The sequence below is a fragment of the Bifidobacterium sp. UTCIF-39 genome (assembly GCF_006408715.1).
Classification (GTDB): domain Bacteria; phylum Actinomycetota; class Actinomycetes; order Actinomycetales; family Bifidobacteriaceae; genus Galliscardovia; species Galliscardovia tissieri.
This window is the reverse complement of sequence record NZ_JEOG01000020.1, coordinates 1-20,851: the sequence shown is the minus strand read 5'-3', so window position 1 is coordinate 20,851 and position 20,851 is coordinate 1. Positions and strand designations below refer to the sequence as shown.

The following is a 20,851-nucleotide window of genomic DNA, read 5'->3' as shown; positions in this document are numbered from 1 at the left end:
ATGTCAAAGCGGTTGCCTGATGAACAGGGTGCGATGACGCCGGAAGCCGCCGGACGGATCGGGTAGGTAGGGTCGGGTAGGTTGGAGCATACGTGTGTTGTCCGAGAAGGAAGCGAGCGGATATGAGTGCATGGACTCGTGTGATGAAGGCCGTGGTCGGGGGAGTGGCTGCAGCGGCGATGCTGATGCCGATGGGCGCTGCCGTGGCTGCCCCGTCCACATCCGGTTCGGATACGAATGTTGCCCCGACTGGTGTTTCCAACGTGACTTCTTCGGCGGCTTCAACATCGACAGCACCCTCGACGTCCTCGACGGTGGCGGACGCCTCGGCGGACGGCCCGACCAAGGTGGAGAAGACGCATACGCCGAAGACCGCTGAAGAGTCGTTTATGTCCGCGTCGGACGTGTCCACGTACGGGTTGGATGCCCAGAATGACGACGGCGAGAGTGGCTCCGACGGTTTGACCGACGGCACCGCGCATGGCACGCTTGTTGCCGCGGCTGACCTCGATGGCCTGGCCACGGTGGGCGTGACGTGGAAGCAGCAGGATATGACCGACATGGCCAAGGCACCGAAGCTCGAACTCCGGTATTTCAAGGACAACGCGTGGAGCGAATGGCAGACGCTTCCGTCCGTTGACGATGATCTTGGCGAGATGGGCTCCAGTCCTGCCTATTACGTGGGTCTTGCCACCGAGGCCGAGGCGCGCCTGACCCCAGTGGATGGCCAGACGATTACCGAGGCGAAGTTCATCACCGTCGATCCGGGCTATTCCGCCGTCGGCAATGCGAAGACCAGCGCAGACGTTACGGCTCGTTCCGATACGAGTGACGTGCAGTCTGCCGCGGCGGCGCAGTCCGATACGTCCCACTCCGACGCGCAGGCCACGAATACGGATGCTGCAGATGTGGATAACGCGAACAAGTCAGTGGATTCCGGCGTAGCCGCTTCGACTGCCGTGAATACCGTGGATAACCGGGAAAACTCTGTGGATTCCGTATCTGCGACCGCGTCCGCAACCTCCACCCCATCCATCCGTACCGCCGCCGACGCCATCACCTCCGCCGGCCGCATCCACACCCGCGAGGAATGGTGGAAGTCCGGCAACCCGGCCCGCGCCTGGAAGCCCGACAACAGCGGCCACTGGCAGGGTGCCGTGGTCCACCACACCTACCAGCCGGCCAACAACTACACGCAGGCCGAAGTCCCCGCACTCATCAATGGCATCTACGTGTATCACAACACGTCCAACGGCTGGGGCGACATCGGCTACAACCTGCTCGTCGACAAGTACGGCGGCATCTGGGAGGGCCGCGACGAAGGCGTGGACAATCAGGTCGTGCCCGCAAGCAACGCCGTCGGCGCTCACGCCCGTGGCTTCAACACCGCCACGTTCGGCGTGGTCGTGCTCGGCGACTTCACCAGCCAGGCCCCATCCGAGGCCGCGATCAACTCGGTCTCCGCCGCCATCGCCTGGGAATTCAACGCCCTCGGCATCACCAACGCCAAGGACACGTTCGAATACAAGGGCACCCAGCCGCGCATCACCGGCCACGGCGACAAGGCCCACTGGGTCGACAGCGCGAACAACACCGCCTGCCCCGGTCAGAAGATGTGGGACCGCATGGACGACATCCGCACCAAGGTGCAGTCGCTGCTTGATCCTGCTGGTCAGAGTCTGGACAGTCTCGGTAAGAAGACGTCGGTGAAAGATGGCGAGTATTACATTCTGTCCGCTTATTCCGGGAAGACTCTTGATATTGCTGAGGCAAGTAAGGAAGACAATGCCGCTGTAGAGATTTGGGATTACAACGGAAACTCCAATCAAATTTTCCAGATTAAGCAAGTTGCTGATGGCAAATACACTATTGCCGCTTCGCACTCTGACAAAGTATTGGACGCGGCGGGCCCGTCTTCGAAGAGTGGCACCAAGATTATTCAGTATTCATCGAACGGTGGCGCGAACCAGGAGTGGGAATTTTATAAGAATTCACAGGGATACACGTTTATTAAATCTGTATATGCAGCTGATAAGAATCGTGTATTGGATGTGACCGGTGCCGTAAATGCTAACGGATCGCTGATTGAGCTGTGGAATGCGAACGGTGGTATGAACCAGCAGTTCCGACTGGTGAAGAAGGGAGATTATAAGCCTGGAGTCACTGGTTGGGTGACGATCGACGGTGAAAAGTACTGGTACAACGACGGCATAAGGGCTGCTTCACAGGAAGTCATGGATCCAGAAACCGGAAAATGGTATTGGATGGATGGCGCGGGGAAAATGGCTGCCGGCTGGGTGGATCTTCCGGATGATCGTCACGTATATTATGATCCAACTTCATATGCCATGGCTCATGGAGAGCGGTCTATTGACGGATACTGGTATTACTTTGATACCAGTGGCAACATGGCACATGACGAGGATGTGTGGCTCGAATCTGGGCGGAAGTGGGTCCGATATGATTCGCGCGGACATATGTTGTACGGTGAGGACTACCGTTATAGTGGTTGGTACTATTTTGACCCTCAGACTGGTGCCATGGCCAAGGGGTGGAAGTATTTGTCTTCAGGAGGCAAATGGGTTTATTACGATATGGTCACCGGTCAGATGCTTCATGGGGAAGCTTATGTGGGTGGTAACTGGTATTACTTTGATGATGCTACCGGTGCTACCACGTATGGTTGGAAACGTCTCAACGATGGTCGGCAAGTCTATTATGACATGCCTAATGGCTGGATGCTGAAGGGCTGGCATTCGGTTGATGGTCGTATGCGTCATTTTGATGAAGTAACCGGTGCCGTGACGAATTGAGCAGGAATCGGAGTGGTGCCTTCGATAACTCAATTGGAATTAATCATTGGAAACTTGTGTGCTTCATATAATATGTTGAACGGGTGAGTGTGTCTTGTCTCTGTTTTTTGCTATTCTTTTACAGAAGCTTTGAGGATTTTGGAGGATGGTATGGCTGAGCCTGTCGTTTTTTTCGTTATTCCTTGTTATAACGAAGAAGAAGCGTTGCCGGAAACTTCAAGAAGGCTAAAACAAAAAATTACGGATCTTTATCAACGAAATGCGATCTCTTCAGAGAGTCGGGTATTGTTTGTTGATGATGGGTCAAAGGATCACACTTGGGATGTGATCGAGTCCTTGCATCAGGAAGCGGCATACTTTGGTGGCGTAAAGCTCGCACATAATCGTGGTCATCAAAATGCGCTTTATGCCGGTCTAATGGAAGCGCTGAAGGCGGGTTGTGATGCGGCAATTTCGATGGACGCTGACTTGCAGGATGACATTAATGCTATTGACCAATTCATAGAAAAATATAAGCAGGGTGCTCAAGTAGTTTACGGCGTGCGGGATAATCGTGATACTGACTCTGCGTTTAAGCGCGGTACTGCCGAGATGTTTTATAAGCTAATGAATGCTTTGGGAGCGGAAACGGTTGCCGATCATGCTGACTACAGATTGATGGGGCGTATCGCTTTAGAGGCATTGAGCGAATATACTGAAGTTAATCTCTTCTTGCGAGGGATCGTTCCTTCTATTGGGTTTAAGACGGATGTCGTTTATTATAAGCGAGGTGTTCGCGTAGCAGGTGAATCGAAGTATCCTCTCAGTAAGATGATTTCTTTTGCTGTCGAAGGCATTACGTCGTTTTCGGTCAAGCCCCTGCAGATGATTACTGGTTTTGGTGTTGCTTCTGTTTTTGTGAGTATTGTTTGCTTTGTTTACACGCTGGTGTCAGTGTTTACTGGGCATGCGGTTGCTGGTTGGGGAAGCATCATGATTTCGTTGTGGCTTATTGGGGGTATTATAATTATTTCACTTGGCGTGGTTGGTGAATATATTGGTAAAATATACATGGAATCGAAGCATCGTCCTCGTTATTTCGTTGAAAAAATGATTTAGCGTAGTTTTATTATAATTTAAGACTGACGAAGTACCTATGTGTGAAGTATCAATGTGGATACCCATGCAGATTAATGGTGCTGTGGTTACTTTTGTATGTGATTGCAGCACCCCCTGTCGTATATAGAGAAAGATATGTGCACAATATTTGATATTATTAATGATTGTATGTCTGGTAGAGTAATTGATGTTCCTATATGTTCATGTTTTTAGCCTTGAAAAGGGTGGAAATATTCTGATTAATAGTGAAATTGTGATAAATTGATATTTACTCCAAAAGTATGCTTCTCAATAGGTGTTTCTAACTGTTTTCGTTACGTCTTTTATGAGTGTATTACAATGTAATATTGTCGTGATTACTGGATGATCTAACGTAGATAGTTTGCTCTGTCTAAAGTCGTAAAACTATGGAGCTAACGAAATGGTGCATTTTATGATTTGATATAGGATATATGTATCATTTGTTTTATAATATTCTTCTCTCAGCAACTTTTGCTCTGATGGTACACGGATGCTTCTCTATTCTCTCTTTGAAGCAGGGGGCGCTAGATTTTCCTAATGATTATATGAATATATAAACCGATAAATTATATGTCAGTAGCTCAGTTTATTGAAGGTCAGGCAAAAAGGCAATGGTCTCAGTATTTAGCTTTTCGGATCTCTCTAATTATTGTGAGTGCTATCTTTTATTGGCGATGGCGTAGAGGACTTTTGGGCATAGTGCGAAGGATTTGTGGACGATTGCAGCATTTGGACTGCTGTTCTTTTATTCCAAGGATGTTTACCTATTTATGATGGAAAAGTTTGGCTATAAGTATTTTTCGCATAGGTTGATGTATTGCTTTTCAATATTTCTGACCGGTATGACCGTATTGATTATCACGTTTTTGTCGATCTGTTGTGTTGACTTTTCTCAATATGTTCCGCAATTGAGACCTTAATTAATGACTTGTGGTCGACGCTTCTTGCGGCGATAGTTATTGCTTTGTTTATCAGGATCAGCAATATGAATGGTAAGGCAGCTTCTGAATCCACTGGTGAAAGGAATGAGGAATATATAAAACAGCGAATTGATGTGATAGAAGATCTTTTCCTGGATGAAATTAAATCCGCAGCTTGTGCATGTGATCTCCCGGATGGTTTATTAACTTCGATATTGGTCTTTGAGGATTTGAATAGGCCGAAGATGGTACGTCGGATAGAGAATATTTTAGTCTGTATCCCCGGGGTGTCTCTTACTGTAGGAGTCGCGCAGATTCGTTCCTCGAAACCCCTTTCCGATAGGGAGAGCATTGCTCAGATGGGGAAATATTTGTCTAGCTTTGGAATGAGTGGGCGCTCCAATTTAGGTCGTCTGAGATCTGTAATTATGTTTTATAATCCTTCCCTAGACTACGTAAATAATGTATTGGAAATCATTAGAATTGGTGAGAAGACTAATAAATGGAATGAATTACAGAAAGACCATCGATTCGACGGGAACTCGTAAATGAAGCGATCTATTTTATCGTTTCTGTTGAGAGATCGGTTATTTCCTTCGTTGCCAATACTTCTTGTCCGGAGCCTGTTTGGTGCCGGTATCTCTAGGATATGTACAGATGCTTTGAATTCTGTGAAGTGGTCTGGTTTTTGTTCCGTCTCTACTGTGGGACGGCTTGTGCCGCTTGTTGTCTATAGTACTCGTTCTCTGCCTGTTCCGGGCTCCTGTAGCCCAGGGATGCGTGCAGCCGCTTCGAGTTGTACCACGCCACCCATCGCATCGTCGCGTACTCCAGTTCGCCGACCGTCCGGTACGGCCTGTTGGCCCAGATCAGCTCGCGCTTGTAGGTGTTGTTCGTGCGCTCGGCCAGCGCGTTGTCGTACGAGTCGCCGACCGTGCCGGTCGACGGGAGCATGCCCGCGTCCGCCACGTGCGTGGAATACACCAGGCTGATGTACTGCGACCCGTGGTCGGAGTGGTGCACGCACCCGTCCGCGCCGCCATGGCGACGCGCCCACATGACGGCCTGGTCCAACGCCTGCAGGGGCAGCTCCTCGGCGCGCATCGTCGAGGCCACCGCCCAGCCCACGATCCTGCGCGCGTACGCGTCGGTGACGAACGCGACGTACGCGAACGAGCCGTCCGCCAGACGCACGTACGTGATGTCGGCCACGTGCAGACGGTTCGGCGCCGAGGCCTCGAACTTGCGTTCCACCAGATCAGGCCTGCCGCCCCCGCCCCTGGAGGGGATCGTGGTGACCGGCTTCCTGCCGCCGCCGACCCCCCGTATGCCTGTGTTTTGTCAAGTTGGGGTGGGCCGTTTCGGCGTTTCTTTTGGTCCGCACCCCCGATTGTCTAAGGTACTGCTGGTTGGATCGGAGCATCCGTTGGAGACGTCGATGTTTTCGGTTGTATATCCATCGTGGCCGGAGATTCTATTCTAGGTAGGTCGTATCTTCTTGTTCTAGATGGTACTATAATTTTTTGGTCTGTTCTTGTTTGGTCCAAGGAAAAGGTTGAGTGCGTCATGTAAGAACAGAATGCTAACGAATAGCTGTGATTATAGAATCAGTTAAATTAATTATGAGAGGAGTCTAATATGTTTTCAAAGAGGGTTCCAGCTCTTTTAAGTCGATGTTTATATGATGTTGTGCTGGTTTTGCAATCTGTTATTTTGCTGTTCCTCTTTTCTCTGTCATTGTTCGTGACGGTTGAATTTATCCGCAGTGAAGACCGGAGTGATGTGTTTACTGAATATATTAGGTTCAGAAATGCTTCCCTGCTTTTCCCTGCTGCAATTCTTATTATTTTTGCGCTGTTGGTATTTAGTGCGATTACACTTTCGAAGATCCAGAGAAGAAAATTAGTACATTCTGTTTTTTGGATATCCTTCTTCATTCAACTTGCTTGGATCGCATCGCTATCTTTGACGAACTATTGGTATGCTGATTCAGTAATGCTAATGCATGGTAGCAATGCTATACTACAAGGGGATTTCTCTCAGTTCACAATTGATTATTGTGGCCCAACGGATGGTAATTCTTATGTATCATGTTTGAATACACCAGATATTAGCAAAGGAAACTTATATCGATATTTTGCCTGGTATCCCTATCAAGCTGGACCTTTGCTGTGGTTTTTATTCGTTTTTTCAATTTTTGGATCATATAATATACTGGCATTTCAGATCATTAATGCTCTCTTCATTTCTGGACTGATCTGCTTATTGCTGAGCGCTTCTGAATTATTTGGCCTTAAGAATATTGGTTTGAGTGCTCTGGCTGTGCTATACTTATCTTGTATTCCTCTATTGATGTATTCAGCCTTTGTTTATACCAATGTCGTGGGTCTCTTCTTTTGTGTTCTGTCCTTGGTGATATCTGCAAAGGCCTTGGAGTCTCCTTCATCTCTACGGAGCGTTGCATTGTTAGCGTTGGCCTATTTCGTTGGTGCAATTGGTGTCATTATCAAAAGTACGTTCATTATTTTTATGATTGCGATCACCGTTGTTTGCCTCCTGAACTTGCTGACACGCTTTCGTAAAGGAATAATGCTATTGAGCTTTCCTTTTTTTGTCGTCGCATACTCAATATCTAAAATCCCTCCTATGATTTTGGAGAAAATTGTCGGTCAGAAATTTGGCGACGGCATGCCCATGGTCTCTTGGGTTGCAATGGGCTTGCAGGAAATCAAGCCTACCGGTCCTGGTTGGTGGCAGGATGATATTTTGAAGCAATATGTGGCTAGCGGCGGGAATCCTGATGTTCAGTCGAGGAGTGCTTGGGATGTCATTAGCCATTTTTTTGGATCTTTTGATTCTACTTCGTTTTCTTTCTTGTTTCGAAAACTTGCTTCGGAATGGGCTGAGCCAACTTTCCAAACGGCTCTTTACTCTTCTCAAGGTGATAGAAATATGCAGACTAAAGGGTTGGAAAACTTTTTGTTGGCCGGGCATGGGTATCAACTTATGGTGGGTTTTGATAATGTGATGCAGAGCCTGATTTACGGTTTATCGGTTGGTGCAGTTATCATTCTCCTAATTAGAAGTATCCGTAAAAAAGAACCTTGCGCGGCACTCGTGCAACTTTTTACGGTGACATTTATAGGTGGTTTCCTGTGCTACATTCTTTGGGAAGCAAAAAGTGTGTATGCATTTCCATTTTATTTTTTGCTGTTCCCATTAGCTGCTCTAGGTATTCAATTCCTTGTAGAAAAGGTTAAGCCTGTAATAGGCAAGTTGTTTCATTTTGATCGTATAACGATTGGGTGAATCTGTGTATTGATGTCGCGTTCTAAGCGCGACATCAATAAGTAGTTTCAAAAGTTTCTTTCTGTGCAAGGTTTACTTATCTCATGACCTTTTCACCTACTACCAAATGAGAAGTAAAGTTAGAGTATAATATTGGATACTGATGGAATGTGGAATTGATCCAGATAGATTATCGTAGCTCTTGTATTCGCTTTAAATGACACATTCCATGTTTTGTGACATTGCTCTCATATCTCTGTGTGATCGATAATTAATACATGATTTATATAGGCGTTATACTTTTGTGTTCAGTCATGAAATGTTCTAAGTGGAATGAGGGCAAATAATGATACAACAAATTGTTCATTACGTAGGTAGTGCTATTGATCCCGCAGCCTTCGCCTTTTCGATCATTGGTAGTTTATTCGGGTTTTCTGGATATGTAGCACACTCCACTATGGCATTTGAGAAGCCTGTAACTCCAAATATCATTCAAGATGGATTGCTATCTTGTCTACTTCTTTTCTTTATTTTATATCTTGTTTCCCGAATTGTTTATATGTTAGCCGACCGATCTCATATTAGAGATTGTACTGTTAAAAATGATGTAGTGCCTAACGATAATGAGGCGTTTCACAGTCGTAGGGAATTGCGTCTAGCCTTCCTGATGCAGAGAACAAGTGCCATCTCTTTTAAATATTCTATCAGGAAATACTTTCTGTTCTTCTGGTTTATTATTTTACTTTGTTGGATTCCATGGGTCATTATTTACTGGCCTGGTGCTTTACGCGATGATACCATCCCTCAGATGTTTCAAAGTTTGGGCTTGCATCGATACTACACCCAACATCCGATTTTTGATACATTGATTTTTGGAATCTTCTGGCATTGTGGGGAGATGCTCGGTAGTCTTCGATATGGGCTAGCTATATATACAGTTTGTCAAACAGTGGCTTTATCATTTGTATCGGCTTTGAGTCTGTGCTATTTAAGAAAAATCGGCGTTCCTAGGCTATTTGCTGGTCTTTTGTTAGCGTTCATTTCCACGAGTTATGTTGTGGCGGGCGCTGTGCCGACAATGAGTAAAGACTCGCTTCATGCACTATTTATGGTTCCTTTCTCTATATTATTTGTGGAAATATGCCGAACTCGTGGTTCGGTATTGCGAAGGCCTCTAATTATAGGAGCTTTCATTGTGTTGTCTTGCTTCGTTATGATGACAAAACGTACCGGATTGGAGGTTGTTGTTTGTGCTTCTATTTTTTTGTTTTTTGCGATGTATGAGAATAGGAAGAAGTTTGTTGTAGGGCTTCTGATCGCTATTGCTTTAGTTCAACTTGCCTGGCTTCCTCTTTCTCAGAAGATGACCGATGCGGAAGAGAGTCCGAATAAGGAGATATATGGTCTAATAATACAGCCATTGGCGAGAGTTCAAGCAAAAGATCCTGATAAAATCTCTGTCTCACAACATCAAGCAATATCTAATTTCGCTGATCTTGATAGAGCTGGAAAGATCTATAATCCAACTCGTACAGACGAAGCTACTTGGACCTATAATCCAGATGCTACTATTTCGGATAAGCTTAAAGCAGTCAAAGTATGGTTTTCTGTAGGTACGAACAACATTGTTGAGTATGCCAAAGCCTATGTGGGTTTCACTTATGGATGGAGCTACTTATGGCAATCTTTCTCATATCCCACGGACTCTTTGTATTTATTCAATAATGATTATATGAAGCTTTGGGGTTCTTTCTTGTCTGATCCTGAAGATGCTGAATCGATTCTGGGGCCTCTAATGGAGATTCCCGACAAGCCAGACTTTGTTACGTCTGCAGCTTATTCGTTAAATCAAGTTGGGAAAAAAGATGTCGGTAATCCCTTATGCTCGATGGGCTTGTACGTTACCTATCTTCCACTGATGATTATTTCTTATCTTGTTTTCAGAAAACAATGGATCAAGGCCGTGGCGTGGACTTTTCTGGGATTCTTTGTCTTAGCTCTTTATCTCTCGCCGATGGCATTGTTCTGGTATCCTATTTCGGTTTACTTTATGCTGCCGATTTTTGGGGAGTTGATGTTTTGCCGTTTTGACAAGTGAGATTTGCTTGCTGTACACAATCTGTAAGTAATATCCCACCCGGAAAACATAGGGGCGGTGCCGAGATTATTCTCGGCACCGCCCCTAGCGTGTTTTGTGCGATCTCGTATTGGATTACTCCATACCGAGGTACTGCTTCCAGAACGGAATGGAGGTAAGCGTCTTGCGAGCAGCTTTGTATTCCTGCTGCAAGCGGGACCGGTGCTTCTTGAAGTAGGCCAGATCGCGCTTGTAACGCTTCATGACTTCCTTGTAACGATCCACATTCTTGGTGCGGATGATGCCCTTCTTGTTGAACCAATCTACAGCCACGATGATCTTTTCATCATGAATCATGCCGGCCGGGTAGATCCAGCCCGCACTGGGGATCACCACGTAGTCCTTGTTCTTGGGCTTGGTCACCAGCACGCGGTGGCCATTGCACGTTACGTAGTCGAAGGCGCGCTCGGTCCAAGTACGCGGCTTATCGTAGTCGATCACCTGACGGGTGAGCGTGGAAAGATCCAGATCTTCCAGTCCCATGGAGTCGGCCTGCTTCTGCAGTTCTTCGAAGGAAACCAGCTTCTCCTTTTCTCGGTTTGCCTTCATGAAGCATTCCTGAGCCACAGGCTTCTTGATGAAATCGGGGCCCTTAAGGAAGTCCTCGAATCCAGCAAGCGCCAGTTCGGCATCCGTGTAGTTGAACTTCTTCAACTCCAGGTTCACCTGATCGCGTAGCTCGCGCAGGAAAGTGTCGATGCTGGGAGCAAGCTCGGTAGTCATCTGAGCGATCATGCCGTTGCGGATGCTCTGGTAGCGTTCCACGGCGGCGTTGTAGCGAATTTCAAACTTGGAATGCCAGATTCCCAGACCATTCATGGTCATGAACGTCGGCTTGCATCGAATACCGTATTCCACGTCATCGTAACGCACAAAAATCGGCATGGGCATGCCGTTGCGCTTGATTACGCTCATCGGAATGCAGCAATACCACCATGCCGCATAGCGATTGGCCTTCTTGACGGACATGGTCTCGTCGTAGCACTCGTTGTACACGATATCGACGAATTTCGTTACCTGCAGCGGGGGCTTGGCCGGCACGCAGACACCGATATTCGGCTCGATGAAACCGGTGTCTTCCCTCATGTCCTGAACGTCCTCGTAATTCAGCATGGCGCCACTCACAAAGGCTTCGGAATACTGAGGCTTGACGATGCGCAGCAGGTTATAGGTGCGCATGATGCTTTCGGGGGAAACCTCAACGTCATCATCCATGAGCAGCACATGCGTTGCCGGGACGTCCTGTTCCATGGATTCGATCATGCCGCGGGCAAAGCCGCCGGCACCGCCCACGTTTTCGTTCGGGGAAACGGTGACCTTGTCGTCGCTGAGTTCCTTATAGGGCAGAGTCTGACCATTGTCGATCACGTGCATACGGAAATGCTTGGCAATGTCATTGTCTGAATCGAGAATCTTTTTTTTCACCAGATTGATGTTCTTGGTGATGTATGACTCTTTCTTGAACGTCGTTGTTGAGAGAGAAAGCTCCACATCGGCCAGATCGCCATCAATGTCCAGTGTGTAGTATGCGTTGCGGCAAGTGACTTTGCCGGTTGTTTTGATCTGGAAGCCGGCGAGCACCATTTCATCATCTACATTGAGCGTGAGATCGACCGATTCCCAAGCATTTCCGCCCTTGGTGACTGCAGATACCTTGGGCTCGAGCTCTGGTTCTGGGGAAAGGCGGTACGCCTTGGTTTGAGTGACTGTGCACCGTGCGCCCTTGATCTCAAGATGCAGGTGGAAGCCGGTAGCACGCGTGTACTTGCGCAGTTTCAGCACGGAGAGAGCGTTGAAATATGTGGTGAAGTCGGTAGTGCCGGTTCCGCCGAGCGTCCATTCGCGGGTCTCGGGATCCACGGACACAGACTGATCAGTGTGGTAGTACATCGTGGGATAGCTGAGTGCACGTGGGGTTGTTTCCATGAGCACGTTTGCGAAACGCATTGATGGCATATGCCTTATACCTCGCTTACGAAGGATATTCGTTCAAACACTGCAATACTATCGAATCCCGTGTGACTTTTTCGGGTTCATGCTTTCTTCACCACTCTGCCAGAGATGTGGTGAAGAAAGCATGAACCCCTATGCCGCTACAGTCTTGGTTAGTTCTGCAACCAGTCACAGCTTACCGGCGATGAAGTCATTCATGCTCTTACGAGTGGTTGCATTGATTCGCTTTTCCACATCGAAGTGTGTGCGGTGCAGATCAGCACCTGATGGCAGGAACGGCCACCCCGGATACAGCATGTCCGAATATGACTTGGGATCGGCGGGAGCCTGTATGTCAAATCCTTCAAGAGTGACCGTTCTTGTCGGATAAATGTCACATACCGGATAGTTCCATGGGCAGGTCGTCATCCAACCTCCGGCATCACTCATGCCATCCATGGTGTAGCACAGCGATTGCGCGGCGTCTTCGTCACAGAGTGTTCCTGCCTCGTATGCTTTATCGCGGTATTCCTTAAAGATGGTCTCTATGGCCAGACACGTTTCTTCCGTCTTGTCAATATCCTGTGTATCCGGGTCTCCCTCATCGGTGACTTGCGCCACGGCTCCGCTACCGGGCGCGTACAGGTACTTCCGCTCGGCCCAGTAGGATAACGGGCCGTCATCGGTGCCAAGGCTTCGGAGCTTCCCCATCATCTCGCCACGAAGCTGTCGCATGGTCGCATCATTGGACTCCGTGGCTCCAGTGGACCAATCGAATGCGGCGATATCGATAAACGACGGAACGGCACCATCTCGTCGGCTGAAGCGAATCTGTTTGCATAAGACGTACCAGTCGTAGCAGATCGTTACCTGATATGCGGGGTGATCTTTGACTGCGGTGATGAGCTTGTCAACATCCGCCCGAGGCATGGCAATGTCGATATCGTCATCCCAAGGGAAGAATCCATTGCGGCACAAGGAACTGATGAGCGTACCCCATGAAAGCCAGTATCGGATTCCATTTTCGCGGCAGATCTGGTCCAGCTCCGACATCAGTCGAGCGCAGCACAGCTGGACGAGTCGAGCATCCCCCTGTGCAGGTTCCACAGAAGCGATGAGGCGGCGTCTGGTTTCGCGTGCCTCTTCTCCATCGCGGGCATACAAGGCATGGAAACGAATGGTGTTATGTGCGGCATTCGTATCAATGCGGTCCCAAGTATTGTTGAACTCCGTGGTAAGCCGTTCGTTGATTCCGCAATCGGTTTGTACAACACGGTTGTAGGTGGATTCAAGACGCTTCAGCAGCAGGGCATTCTGTTCCTGAAGTGTGTCGATGCGTTGACGTAATTCGCTAATATCGGCACGGGTGGCGACTACATCGTCGCGAGTGTTCCGGACCGAACGCCGTGTGGCAGGGAAAAGGTCATCAAGAGACATATTTCCAATAGATCCTTCAATTTTGGGTACTACTTTTAAGTTTTCATGTTACGACATAGGTAACAGCGGAACACGCCTGATACCGCTCGTGGCAGATCCGCAAAGCCGAGCCGCATGCCAATGGCCCCAAGTGATAGATTGAAACGTGAAAGGAGGTAGGCCATGTCAACGAATGATTTTAGATTAAAGTTGGATTGTGCGCAGGATGCCGTGACGCCGAGGGCCCTGGTACAATCCGTGACGGTCTTCGCCAAGATGCTGGCAGAAGCTGAGGCCTCTGACTGGCGTATCTCTGACATGGAGCTGCATAGTGTGGAACTGGCGGCAACTCCTACAACGATGAACGAAGCGGCGGAGCGTTCGTTTGCCACGTTAGACGCCATTGTCCGTCTGTCTGTTCGCGACGGTGTGTCACGGGATGAAGTTCCACGTTTTTCCAGCATTTTGTCGTCGCTCAACGACTTGTCGCAGGAGACCGGTGCAGACGTAATCGTTTCATCTCGTAATGTGAAGGGGACATTCACGCCCGAGGGATTGTCCGACGATATAAAGAAGCTGCTGATCCGTGGCGCGCGTCGATCTTTTGGACATGTGCGAGGCAAAGTGGATAAGGTGATACTCCAGCCGAGGCACCGTGCCATTGGACTTATCGATCGAGTTACGCAAAGCCGTGTCGATGTGAAGTTCAGTTCGGAATTGGACAATATGATTTCTCGAATCCACGTCGGTATGGAGATTGATGTCAGAGGGTTCATACGGACCAATAACAGTGCTCTGCTTTCCATGGATGCGGAGGCATTGGACATCATAGAGACTGGCCATCATTCCCCGGTTACCGCCGAAGATCTGAAAGGAATTCTTGATTCCGGGTTCACTGGAGGATTGAGCTCCGTCGATTTCGCCTCAGCCTTGCGCGACGCTGCTGAAAGCGACGGTATGACGACGGGAGAGAATGATGAGTAGTGATAATCGTTACCCGAAGCGTGCCGTAGTCGACACGAATGTCATCGTCAATGTGGCGCTCGGATCGGAGGACTCGACTGATTCTTCATACCTGCCTCGTTCCATGCGGCTATTGAACGATGGCATCGCGGGAGAGCTTGAACTGTTGTTGCCGTCGATGGTGATGATTGAGCTGTCGAGTGACTTCATCGTGCGGTCGGGAAAAGTCGGGCAGACTCGGAATCAGGAACGTCGGCATAAGCACATGTTGCTGGATTGGTGCCGGAATTCCGAACTGATGATGGTGGATCTCACCGCTGATGCGGCGGCATGGTTTTGTGACACTCCCGCGGTCCAAGGTCTCAGACCGGGAGATGCGGCGGTTCTGGCCAGCGCGCAATATGCTCATGCTTCGCATATCTATACATGGGATAATAAATTCATCACCCTTGTTGCCAAGGCACGTGAAGAGGGAGCACTTAACATCATTGCCTGTAATCCGCCGGAGCTTCCTCCCTCGCAAGGGGAGCTGGAACTCAGCGACTGATCGTGACCGAACTCAGGTGTCAGGTGCTTGCCCTGTAAAGATGCCATAGGGGGTTGGCTGTCACATTCCTGACCGCTGATACGATAGTGTGCCGTGAAGAATATGGTGGATAGTGTCAAGTCGCGGTATGAGTACGCGTGGGTTGTATTGCGCGGCTTGGTGAAAACGGACTTTAAGCTCCGTTACCAGGGATCGTTCCTCGGCATCGCATGGTCTGTGCTGAAGCCGTTAATGATGTTCTGTGTCATGTATGTGGTGTTCGCACAGTTCCTGCGGATGTCTGACGGTACACCCACATACCCGGTGGTGCTGTTGCTGGGCATTAGCTCTTGGCAGTTTGTTACCGAATCCACGACCGTCGGCCTTCGTTCGGTGGTCGACCGTGGTGATCTACTTAGGAAGATCCACTTTCCGAACTATATCGTTGTGGTTTCTGCAACCATGGGCGCGTTCATCAGCTACATGATCAACTTGGCTGTGGTGCTGCTGTTCGCTTTTGCCCTGAAGGTGCAATTCACATGGCGCGTGCTGTTACTACCTTTGAACATCATCGAGCTGTATGCCATAACCTTGGGTGTTACCTTGCTGATGGCTACGCTGTATGTGTATTACCGTGATATCTCCCATATCTGGGATGTGTTGCAGCAGCTGATCTTCTACGGCATGCCAATTATCTATCCATTGACGTACGTCACCAGTCGAGGCGGCGTTCTGGCCGATATGGCACGACTCGAATTGCTGAATCCGTTTGCGCAGACAATTCAGGACATTCGACACAATCTGATTGCTCCGGAAACACAACCAACCGTGTGGACTGAGTTCCATAGCGTGCTGGTGCAGTGCTTTCCCGTGATATTGACCGTTGTTCTCCTTTGGCTGGGCATTCATCTGTTCCGTAAGCACAGTCGTAAATTTGCCGAGGTGATGTGATGAGTGAAGAGATCCAGACAGCTCCGAATTATATGGACGCGCCGGTCGTGCTTTCGGCGTCACACGTGTCGAAGCACTTCAAACTTCCGACGGAACAGGCTTCGGGCCTGAAGCAGGCGTTTATCAACTGGACCAAAGGCATTAAAGGCTATAAGAAGCAGGAAGTACTCAAGGACATATCCTTTGAGGTCCATCAGGGTGAGTTCTTCGGTATTGTCGGCCGTAACGGTGGTGGTAAGTCCACGCTGTTGAAGATCATCTCGCAGATCTACTATCCCAATCAAGGCAGCGTGGACGTCAAGGGGAAGCTGGTCCCGTTCATCGAGCTCGGCGTCGGTTTCAATCCCGAACTGACCGGTCGAGAGAATGTGTATCTGAACGGCAGCCTTCTCGGATTCACAACCGAAGAAGTTGACGCGATGTACGACGATATCGTGGATTTCGCAGAACTCGGCGAATTCATGGATCAGAAGCTCAAGAACTACTCCAGCGGTATGCAGGTGCGACTCGCGTTCTCAGTGGCAATCAAAGCGCAGGGAGATATCCTCGTTCTTGATGAGGTGCTCGCTGTGGGCGATGAAGCGTTCCAACGGAAGTGTAGCGACTTCTTTACTCAGATCAAGAAGGACTCTTCAAAGACGGTCATCCTGGTCACTCATGATATGGATTCCGTACGTAAATACTGCTCTCGAGCGATGATGATCGCAGATGGAGTAGTCGAGGCTATTGGTGATCCGGAGACCGTGTCCCAGCAGTACACATTGGCTAATCTGAAGGCTGAGCAGGCTCTCGAAACGCAGCGTCGGAAGGCCCGTGGTGGGTATCCGAATGGGCTGAACGAACGATGCCCGATCCTGCGCACCTATGCTGTATCTTCTCAGATTTGTAAGTCTTCCGATACCTTCAAGTTTGCCGTCGAATATCAATACGATGAGCCGGGAAATTTCTATCTGGCGATCGCATTGCATGATATCCGTCGTGGGGGTATCACATACGATACCGGGGCCACGACAATCAAAATGAGCAAGCACGGTCATCAGACCGTACATTTTGAAATGCCACTGAACCTGTTCAATAATGGAGAATTCCGTCTCATCACGTCGCTGCGCACTCCGATCCCCGGCAACAAGCTGGAAAGCGATGCAGTCGGCGTTGCCGTGGACGATAATGCATGCAATTTTGTAATTCGCGATGATTCCAATCGCGAGTATGCATTGCTGAGCGATCGCGCAATGGTGATCACCCAGACTGATTGAGCATCAAAGGAGATCTGACACAGAATGGTTGATACCAAGAGTACGGAACCGCTTTGGGAAACAGTGTCCCGAGTCGTTTATCCGCTGAAGGACGCCGATCAGATATTGCCGTTGTATGCTTTGGACTGGACTCAGCCGCGTCTTTCCGATGCCATGCTTGACCCGCGCGTCGACATGAAAAGGCTTGACTTTGCGGGCATGAACCAGTCTGGATATCAGCGATTGGTTCGACGCGGACTGTCGGGTGGCATGAGCGCTGGCGCCACATGCAACACGTTCACTGTTCTGGGACGGTCCGCAATACAGATCAAGGTGGGAACGAGGACTTCGCTGTGCTCGTTCTTCAATGCGTTCCCGGCTGGATACTGGCGTCGTTGGACGTCTGTAGATACGGTTCGTTTCGTGGCGCAGGCTCGGGGCGAAGGCCGCGTGGTGGCATATGCGTCCAATGGACGTGGTCTGTTCTCTCCCGTCGGAGAAACGATGGTGAAAGCCAACCGGGGTAAAGCACAGTCAATCGTCATGGACATCCCCATGACGGGCCTTATGGATGGTGGATATTTCTGGTTCGATGCTGAAGCATCTGCCGATAAACCGCTGACCGTGTCCGACGCGGTATGGCAGGTCCCGAAGGAACATCACACGTCCGAGGATCCGACCACGTTGTCGATCGCGATCGCCACGTTCAACCGTCCGTCGTACTGCCTCAACCAGCTTAAGGCCATCAGCGAGGCATCGGAATTACGCATGCGGTTGGACACTGTATACTGCACGGATCAGGGTTCCGATCTAGTTAAGAATCAGGTCGGTTATGCGGCTGTTGCTGAAGAGCTCGGCACACAGCTTACCTATATCCGTCAACGTAACCTTGGTGGTTCTGGCGGATTCTCACGCGGCATGTACGAGACAGTACAAACGGGTTCCAGCGATTACTGTTTGCTGCTGGACGACGATGCGATCAGCGAACCCGAGTCGATTTTGCGCGCAGTACAGTTTGCCGACTACACCATCAAGCCTGTGTTGGTGGGTGGCGGCATGCTGCATCTCGACAATCGGACCATGCTGTATACACAAGGCGAACGGATCAACTGGCGACGTATGTGGATGCAACCGTCCCAGGATATGGGATATAACCATGATTTCGCTGCTGAGCCATTGCGTGATTCCCCAGACCGTCATCAACGTATTGATGAAGATTTCAACGGTTGGTGGATGTGCTTGATTCCGGTAACTGTGCTGAAAACCATTGGATTGTCGTTACCGGTATTCATCAAATTCGATGATATCGAATACGGCCTGCGTGCCAAGCGTGCTGGATTCCCGACCGTGTGCCTGCCTGGCGTGGCCGTGTGGCATCAGGCGTGGCACGGCAAGGATCCTGCCCGCACATGGGAGGAATACTTCACTGAACGCAATCGGTGGATTGCCGCGTTGCTGTTCCAGCCGAATGCTCCGCAATCGCGCGTACTAGTTGAAAGTCTGTACGGAGATGCCAGCTTGGGACTGCGATTCACGTATTCTGCCATGGCGATTCGGCATCAGGCACTGCGCGATATTCTGCGCGGACCGCAGTATATTGTTGATTCCTTCCCCGCGAAGTTGGGCGAGATTCGCGAGCTGCGCTCTCGATTTGCCGATGCGCAGACTTCCCCCAGTTTTGAGGACTTCCCGGAACCTGACCATGAGAATGTGTCGCCTCGGCATCGTCCTGGAACCATGCGGGAACGCTACAAGGGTGCGGCAAAGACCATCATCAAAAGCGTGCTTTCAAACAAGAGCTACGCCAATGCGGAACGACCTGACGTGGCGATCCCTGCACAGGACGCTTCTTGGACGTGGCTCGCGTTCGACGGTGTAAATTCCGCGTTGGTGACGTCCCCTGACGGGAATTCCGTAGCTTGGCTTAAGCGCGACAACGTCCGCTTCCGCAAGAGCATGTGGGAGGGGTATCGTCTGGCGAGCCAGCTCGTGCGCGACTGGAAGCGGCTGTCCGCCGAGTACCGTGCGTATGATCTGCCGTCCCTGAAAACATGGGGTCGTATCTTCGCGGTGGATAAGGCGTCTGAATCCAAGGGTTCCAAGGCCGAGTAGCGGCCGCTTGGCACCGTCGCAAGTACTATGGTCCGTAGCGGAAAACCAAACATAGAAAGGTTGCACATGGCTGAGAACACCTACCCGGATCTGGTGATCGTCGGCGCCGGACTGTTCGGTCTGACGATCGCGCAGCAGGCGGTGGAACACCTGGGCGTGAAGGTGGAGATCATCGACGTCCGCGATCACATCGGCGGCAACGCCTACTCGTACATGGACGAGGAGACCGGCGCCGAAATCCACAAGTACGGCGCGCACCTCTTCCACACGTCGAACAAGCGCGTGTGGGATTACGTCAACCGCTTCACCGAGTTCACCGACTACGTGCACCGCGTGTACGCCACGCACGATGGCGAGGTGTTCCCGCTGCCGATCAACCTCGGCACGATCAACCAGTTCTTCCACGCGCACTACACGCCGGCCGAGGCCAAGGCGCTCATCGAGGAGCAGGCGGGCGAGCTCGCCGGCACCGATCCGCAGAACCTCAACGACAAGGGCATCCAGCTGATCGGCCGCCCGCTGTACGAGGCGTTCATCAAGAACTACACCGGCAAGCAGTGGCAGACCGACCCGAGCGAGCTGCCGGCCGCCATCATCAAGCGACTGCCCGTGCGCTTCAACTACGACAACCGCTACTTCAAGGACACGTGGGAGGGCCTGCCCAAGGACGGCTACACCAAGTGGATGGAGCGCATGATCGACGATCCGCGCATCCATGTGACCCTCGGTGTGGACTTCTTCGACGAGTCGCAGCCGTTCAACAAGAAGGCGCTGCTCGCCGCGGGCGTGCCGATCGTGTACACGGGTCCGGTGGACCGCTACTTCGACTACGAGCTCGGCGACCTCAAGTGGCGCACCGTGGACTTCAAGGAGGTTCGCTACGATGAGGACGACCACTTCGGATGCCCGGTGATGAATTTCTCCGACGCCGACGTGCCGTACACCCGCGCCATCGAGTTCAAGAACTTCAACCCGGAGCGTGCCGACCAGCAGAACCACGAGAAGACCGTGGTGTGGGAGGAGTACTCCCGCTTCGCTGAGCGCGGTGATGAGCCGTACTACCCGGTGAACACCGACGCCGACAAGGAGCTCTACGCCCGCTATGCGGAGAAGGCCGCGGCCGAGCCGAAGGTCGTGTTCGGCGGTCGTCTGGGCACGTACAAGTACTACGACATGCACAATGTGATCGACACCGCGCTCACTGCGTATGAGGAGCAGGTGGAGCCGCTGCTGAAGTAGCGGGTGCGGGGCTGCGCTGTGTGAGGCGCGGGCTTTGCTTTGTGATTGCTCTGTGATTGCTCTGTGGCGGTCGAACCGGGTGACCGGATTCCCCTGGGGTCCGGCGCTCGTTTCGGCCGCCACATTTGTATGTGTATGGGATGTTTTGTTGATTTTGGGAGGCCTCGGTTTGGGGGTCGGGTGCGGGGGAAGACGCCCCC

General features: G+C 50.5%; 13 protein-coding genes and 1 pseudogene. 11 read left to right on the top strand and 3 right to left on the bottom strand.

The features are described from left to right. Window positions 1–143 precede the first annotated feature (143 nt). From EP30_RS08470 to EP30_RS08460, 3 genes are all read left to right on the top strand, one after another. On the top strand, window positions 144–2,813 hold the full coding sequence (locus tag EP30_RS08470; protein ID WP_181160851.1) for an RICIN domain-containing protein: 2,670 nt from the start codon (window positions 144–146) through the stop codon (window positions 2,811–2,813). A gap of 150 nt (window positions 2,814–2,963) precedes the next feature. Further along, window positions 2,964–3,911, top strand: coding sequence for a glycosyltransferase family 2 protein (locus EP30_RS08465; RefSeq protein WP_140557826.1), 948 nt, complete (start codon window positions 2,964–2,966; stop codon window positions 3,909–3,911). Window positions 3,912–4,917: 1,006 nt separating this feature from the next. Further along, entirely contained in the window at window positions 4,918–5,400 is a 483-nt protein-coding gene (locus tag EP30_RS08460) for a lytic transglycosylase domain-containing protein (RefSeq protein WP_140557824.1), read from the top strand. Window positions 5,401–5,582: 182 nt separating this feature from the next. Here the strand turns inward: EP30_RS08460 and EP30_RS08455 are convergent. Continuing rightward, window positions 5,583–6,193, bottom strand: a pseudogene (locus EP30_RS08455) (transposase); the annotation flags it as partial. 297 nt (window positions 6,194–6,490) lie between these two features. Here EP30_RS08455 and EP30_RS08450 point away from each other — a divergent pair. Next, window positions 6,491–8,161, top strand: coding sequence for a glycosyltransferase family 39 protein (locus EP30_RS08450; RefSeq protein WP_140557819.1), 1,671 nt, complete (start codon window positions 6,491–6,493; stop codon window positions 8,159–8,161). Window positions 8,162–8,486: 325 nt separating this feature from the next. Further along, complete coding sequence (locus EP30_RS08445; RefSeq protein WP_140557817.1) at window positions 8,487–10,238, top strand: DUF6020 family protein; 1,752 nt, start codon at window positions 8,487–8,489, stop codon at window positions 10,236–10,238. A 114-nt stretch (window positions 10,239–10,352) separates the two neighbouring features. On the opposite strand, the gene EP30_RS08440 is transcribed toward EP30_RS08445, so the two are convergent. Both EP30_RS08440 and EP30_RS08435 read right to left on the bottom strand, forming a co-directional pair. Continuing rightward, window positions 10,353–12,233 (bottom strand): glycosyltransferase, encoded by a 1,881-nt coding sequence (locus EP30_RS08440; protein ID WP_140557814.1) that lies wholly within the window; start codon window positions 12,231–12,233, stop codon window positions 10,353–10,355. A gap of 165 nt (window positions 12,234–12,398) precedes the next feature. Continuing rightward, on the bottom strand, window positions 12,399–13,646 hold the full coding sequence (locus tag EP30_RS08435; protein WP_140557812.1) for a LicD family protein: 1,248 nt from the start codon (window positions 13,644–13,646) through the stop codon (window positions 12,399–12,401). Between the two features lie 162 nt (window positions 13,647–13,808). On the opposite strand from EP30_RS08435, the gene EP30_RS08430 reads away from it, so the two are divergent. The 6 genes from EP30_RS08430 (at window position 13,809) to glf (ending at window position 20,651) form a co-directional block, all read left to right on the top strand. Next, the gene (locus tag EP30_RS08430; RefSeq protein WP_140557809.1) at window positions 13,809–14,609 is read left to right on the top strand and encodes a hypothetical protein; all 801 of its coding nucleotides are present in this window, start codon (window positions 13,809–13,811) and stop codon (window positions 14,607–14,609) included. Continuing rightward, the gene (locus EP30_RS08425; RefSeq protein WP_140557806.1) at window positions 14,599–15,135 is read left to right on the top strand and encodes a PIN domain-containing protein; all 537 of its coding nucleotides are present in this window, start codon (window positions 14,599–14,601) and stop codon (window positions 15,133–15,135) included. Before EP30_RS08430 ends, EP30_RS08425 begins: the two co-directional genes overlap by 11 nt. 102 nt (window positions 15,136–15,237) lie before the next feature. Continuing rightward, the gene (locus tag EP30_RS08420) at window positions 15,238–16,065 is read left to right on the top strand and encodes an ABC transporter permease (RefSeq protein WP_375137750.1); all 828 of its coding nucleotides are present in this window, start codon (window positions 15,238–15,240) and stop codon (window positions 16,063–16,065) included. Then, the gene (locus EP30_RS08415; protein ID WP_140557803.1) at window positions 16,065–17,321 is read left to right on the top strand and encodes an ABC transporter ATP-binding protein; all 1,257 of its coding nucleotides are present in this window, start codon (window positions 16,065–16,067) and stop codon (window positions 17,319–17,321) included. The genes EP30_RS08420 and EP30_RS08415 overlap by 1 nt, the downstream gene beginning before the upstream one ends. Before the next feature lie 24 nt (window positions 17,322–17,345). Beyond that, window positions 17,346–19,412, top strand: a complete 2,067-nt coding sequence (locus EP30_RS08410; RefSeq protein ID WP_140557801.1) for a glycosyltransferase — start codon at window positions 17,346–17,348, stop codon at window positions 19,410–19,412. A gap of 66 nt (window positions 19,413–19,478) precedes the next feature. Continuing rightward, on the top strand, window positions 19,479–20,651 hold the full coding sequence (gene glf, locus EP30_RS08405; protein WP_094663930.1) for a UDP-galactopyranose mutase: 1,173 nt from the start codon (window positions 19,479–19,481) through the stop codon (window positions 20,649–20,651). Window positions 20,652–20,851 lie beyond the last annotated feature (200 nt).

Coding starts and splice junctions, on each gene's coding strand:
- EP30_RS08470 (WP_181160851.1), top strand. CDS start 144: ATGAAGGCCGTGGTCGGGGGAGTGGCTGCAGCGGCGATGCTGATGCCG.
- EP30_RS08465 (WP_140557826.1), top strand. CDS start 2,964: ATGGCTGAGCCTGTCGTTTTTTTCGTTATTCCTTGTTATAACGAAGAA.
- EP30_RS08460 (WP_140557824.1), top strand. CDS start 4,918: ATGAATGGTAAGGCAGCTTCTGAATCCACTGGTGAAAGGAATGAGGAA.
- EP30_RS08450 (WP_140557819.1), top strand. CDS start 6,491: ATGTTTTCAAAGAGGGTTCCAGCTCTTTTAAGTCGATGTTTATATGAT.
- EP30_RS08445 (WP_140557817.1), top strand. CDS start 8,487: ATGATACAACAAATTGTTCATTACGTAGGTAGTGCTATTGATCCCGCA.
- EP30_RS08440 (WP_140557814.1), bottom strand. CDS start 12,233: ATGCCATCAATGCGTTTCGCAAACGTGCTCATGGAAACAACCCCACGT.
- EP30_RS08435 (WP_140557812.1), bottom strand. CDS start 13,646: ATGTCTCTTGATGACCTTTTCCCTGCCACACGGCGTTCGGTCCGGAAC.
- EP30_RS08430 (WP_140557809.1), top strand. CDS start 13,809: ATGTCAACGAATGATTTTAGATTAAAGTTGGATTGTGCGCAGGATGCC.
- EP30_RS08425 (WP_140557806.1), top strand. CDS start 14,599: ATGATGAGTAGTGATAATCGTTACCCGAAGCGTGCCGTAGTCGACACG.
- EP30_RS08420 (WP_375137750.1), top strand. CDS start 15,238: ATGGTGGATAGTGTCAAGTCGCGGTATGAGTACGCGTGGGTTGTATTG.
- EP30_RS08415 (WP_140557803.1), top strand. CDS start 16,065: ATGAGTGAAGAGATCCAGACAGCTCCGAATTATATGGACGCGCCGGTC.
- EP30_RS08410 (WP_140557801.1), top strand. CDS start 17,346: ATGGTTGATACCAAGAGTACGGAACCGCTTTGGGAAACAGTGTCCCGA.
- glf (WP_094663930.1), top strand. CDS start 19,479: ATGGCTGAGAACACCTACCCGGATCTGGTGATCGTCGGCGCCGGACTG.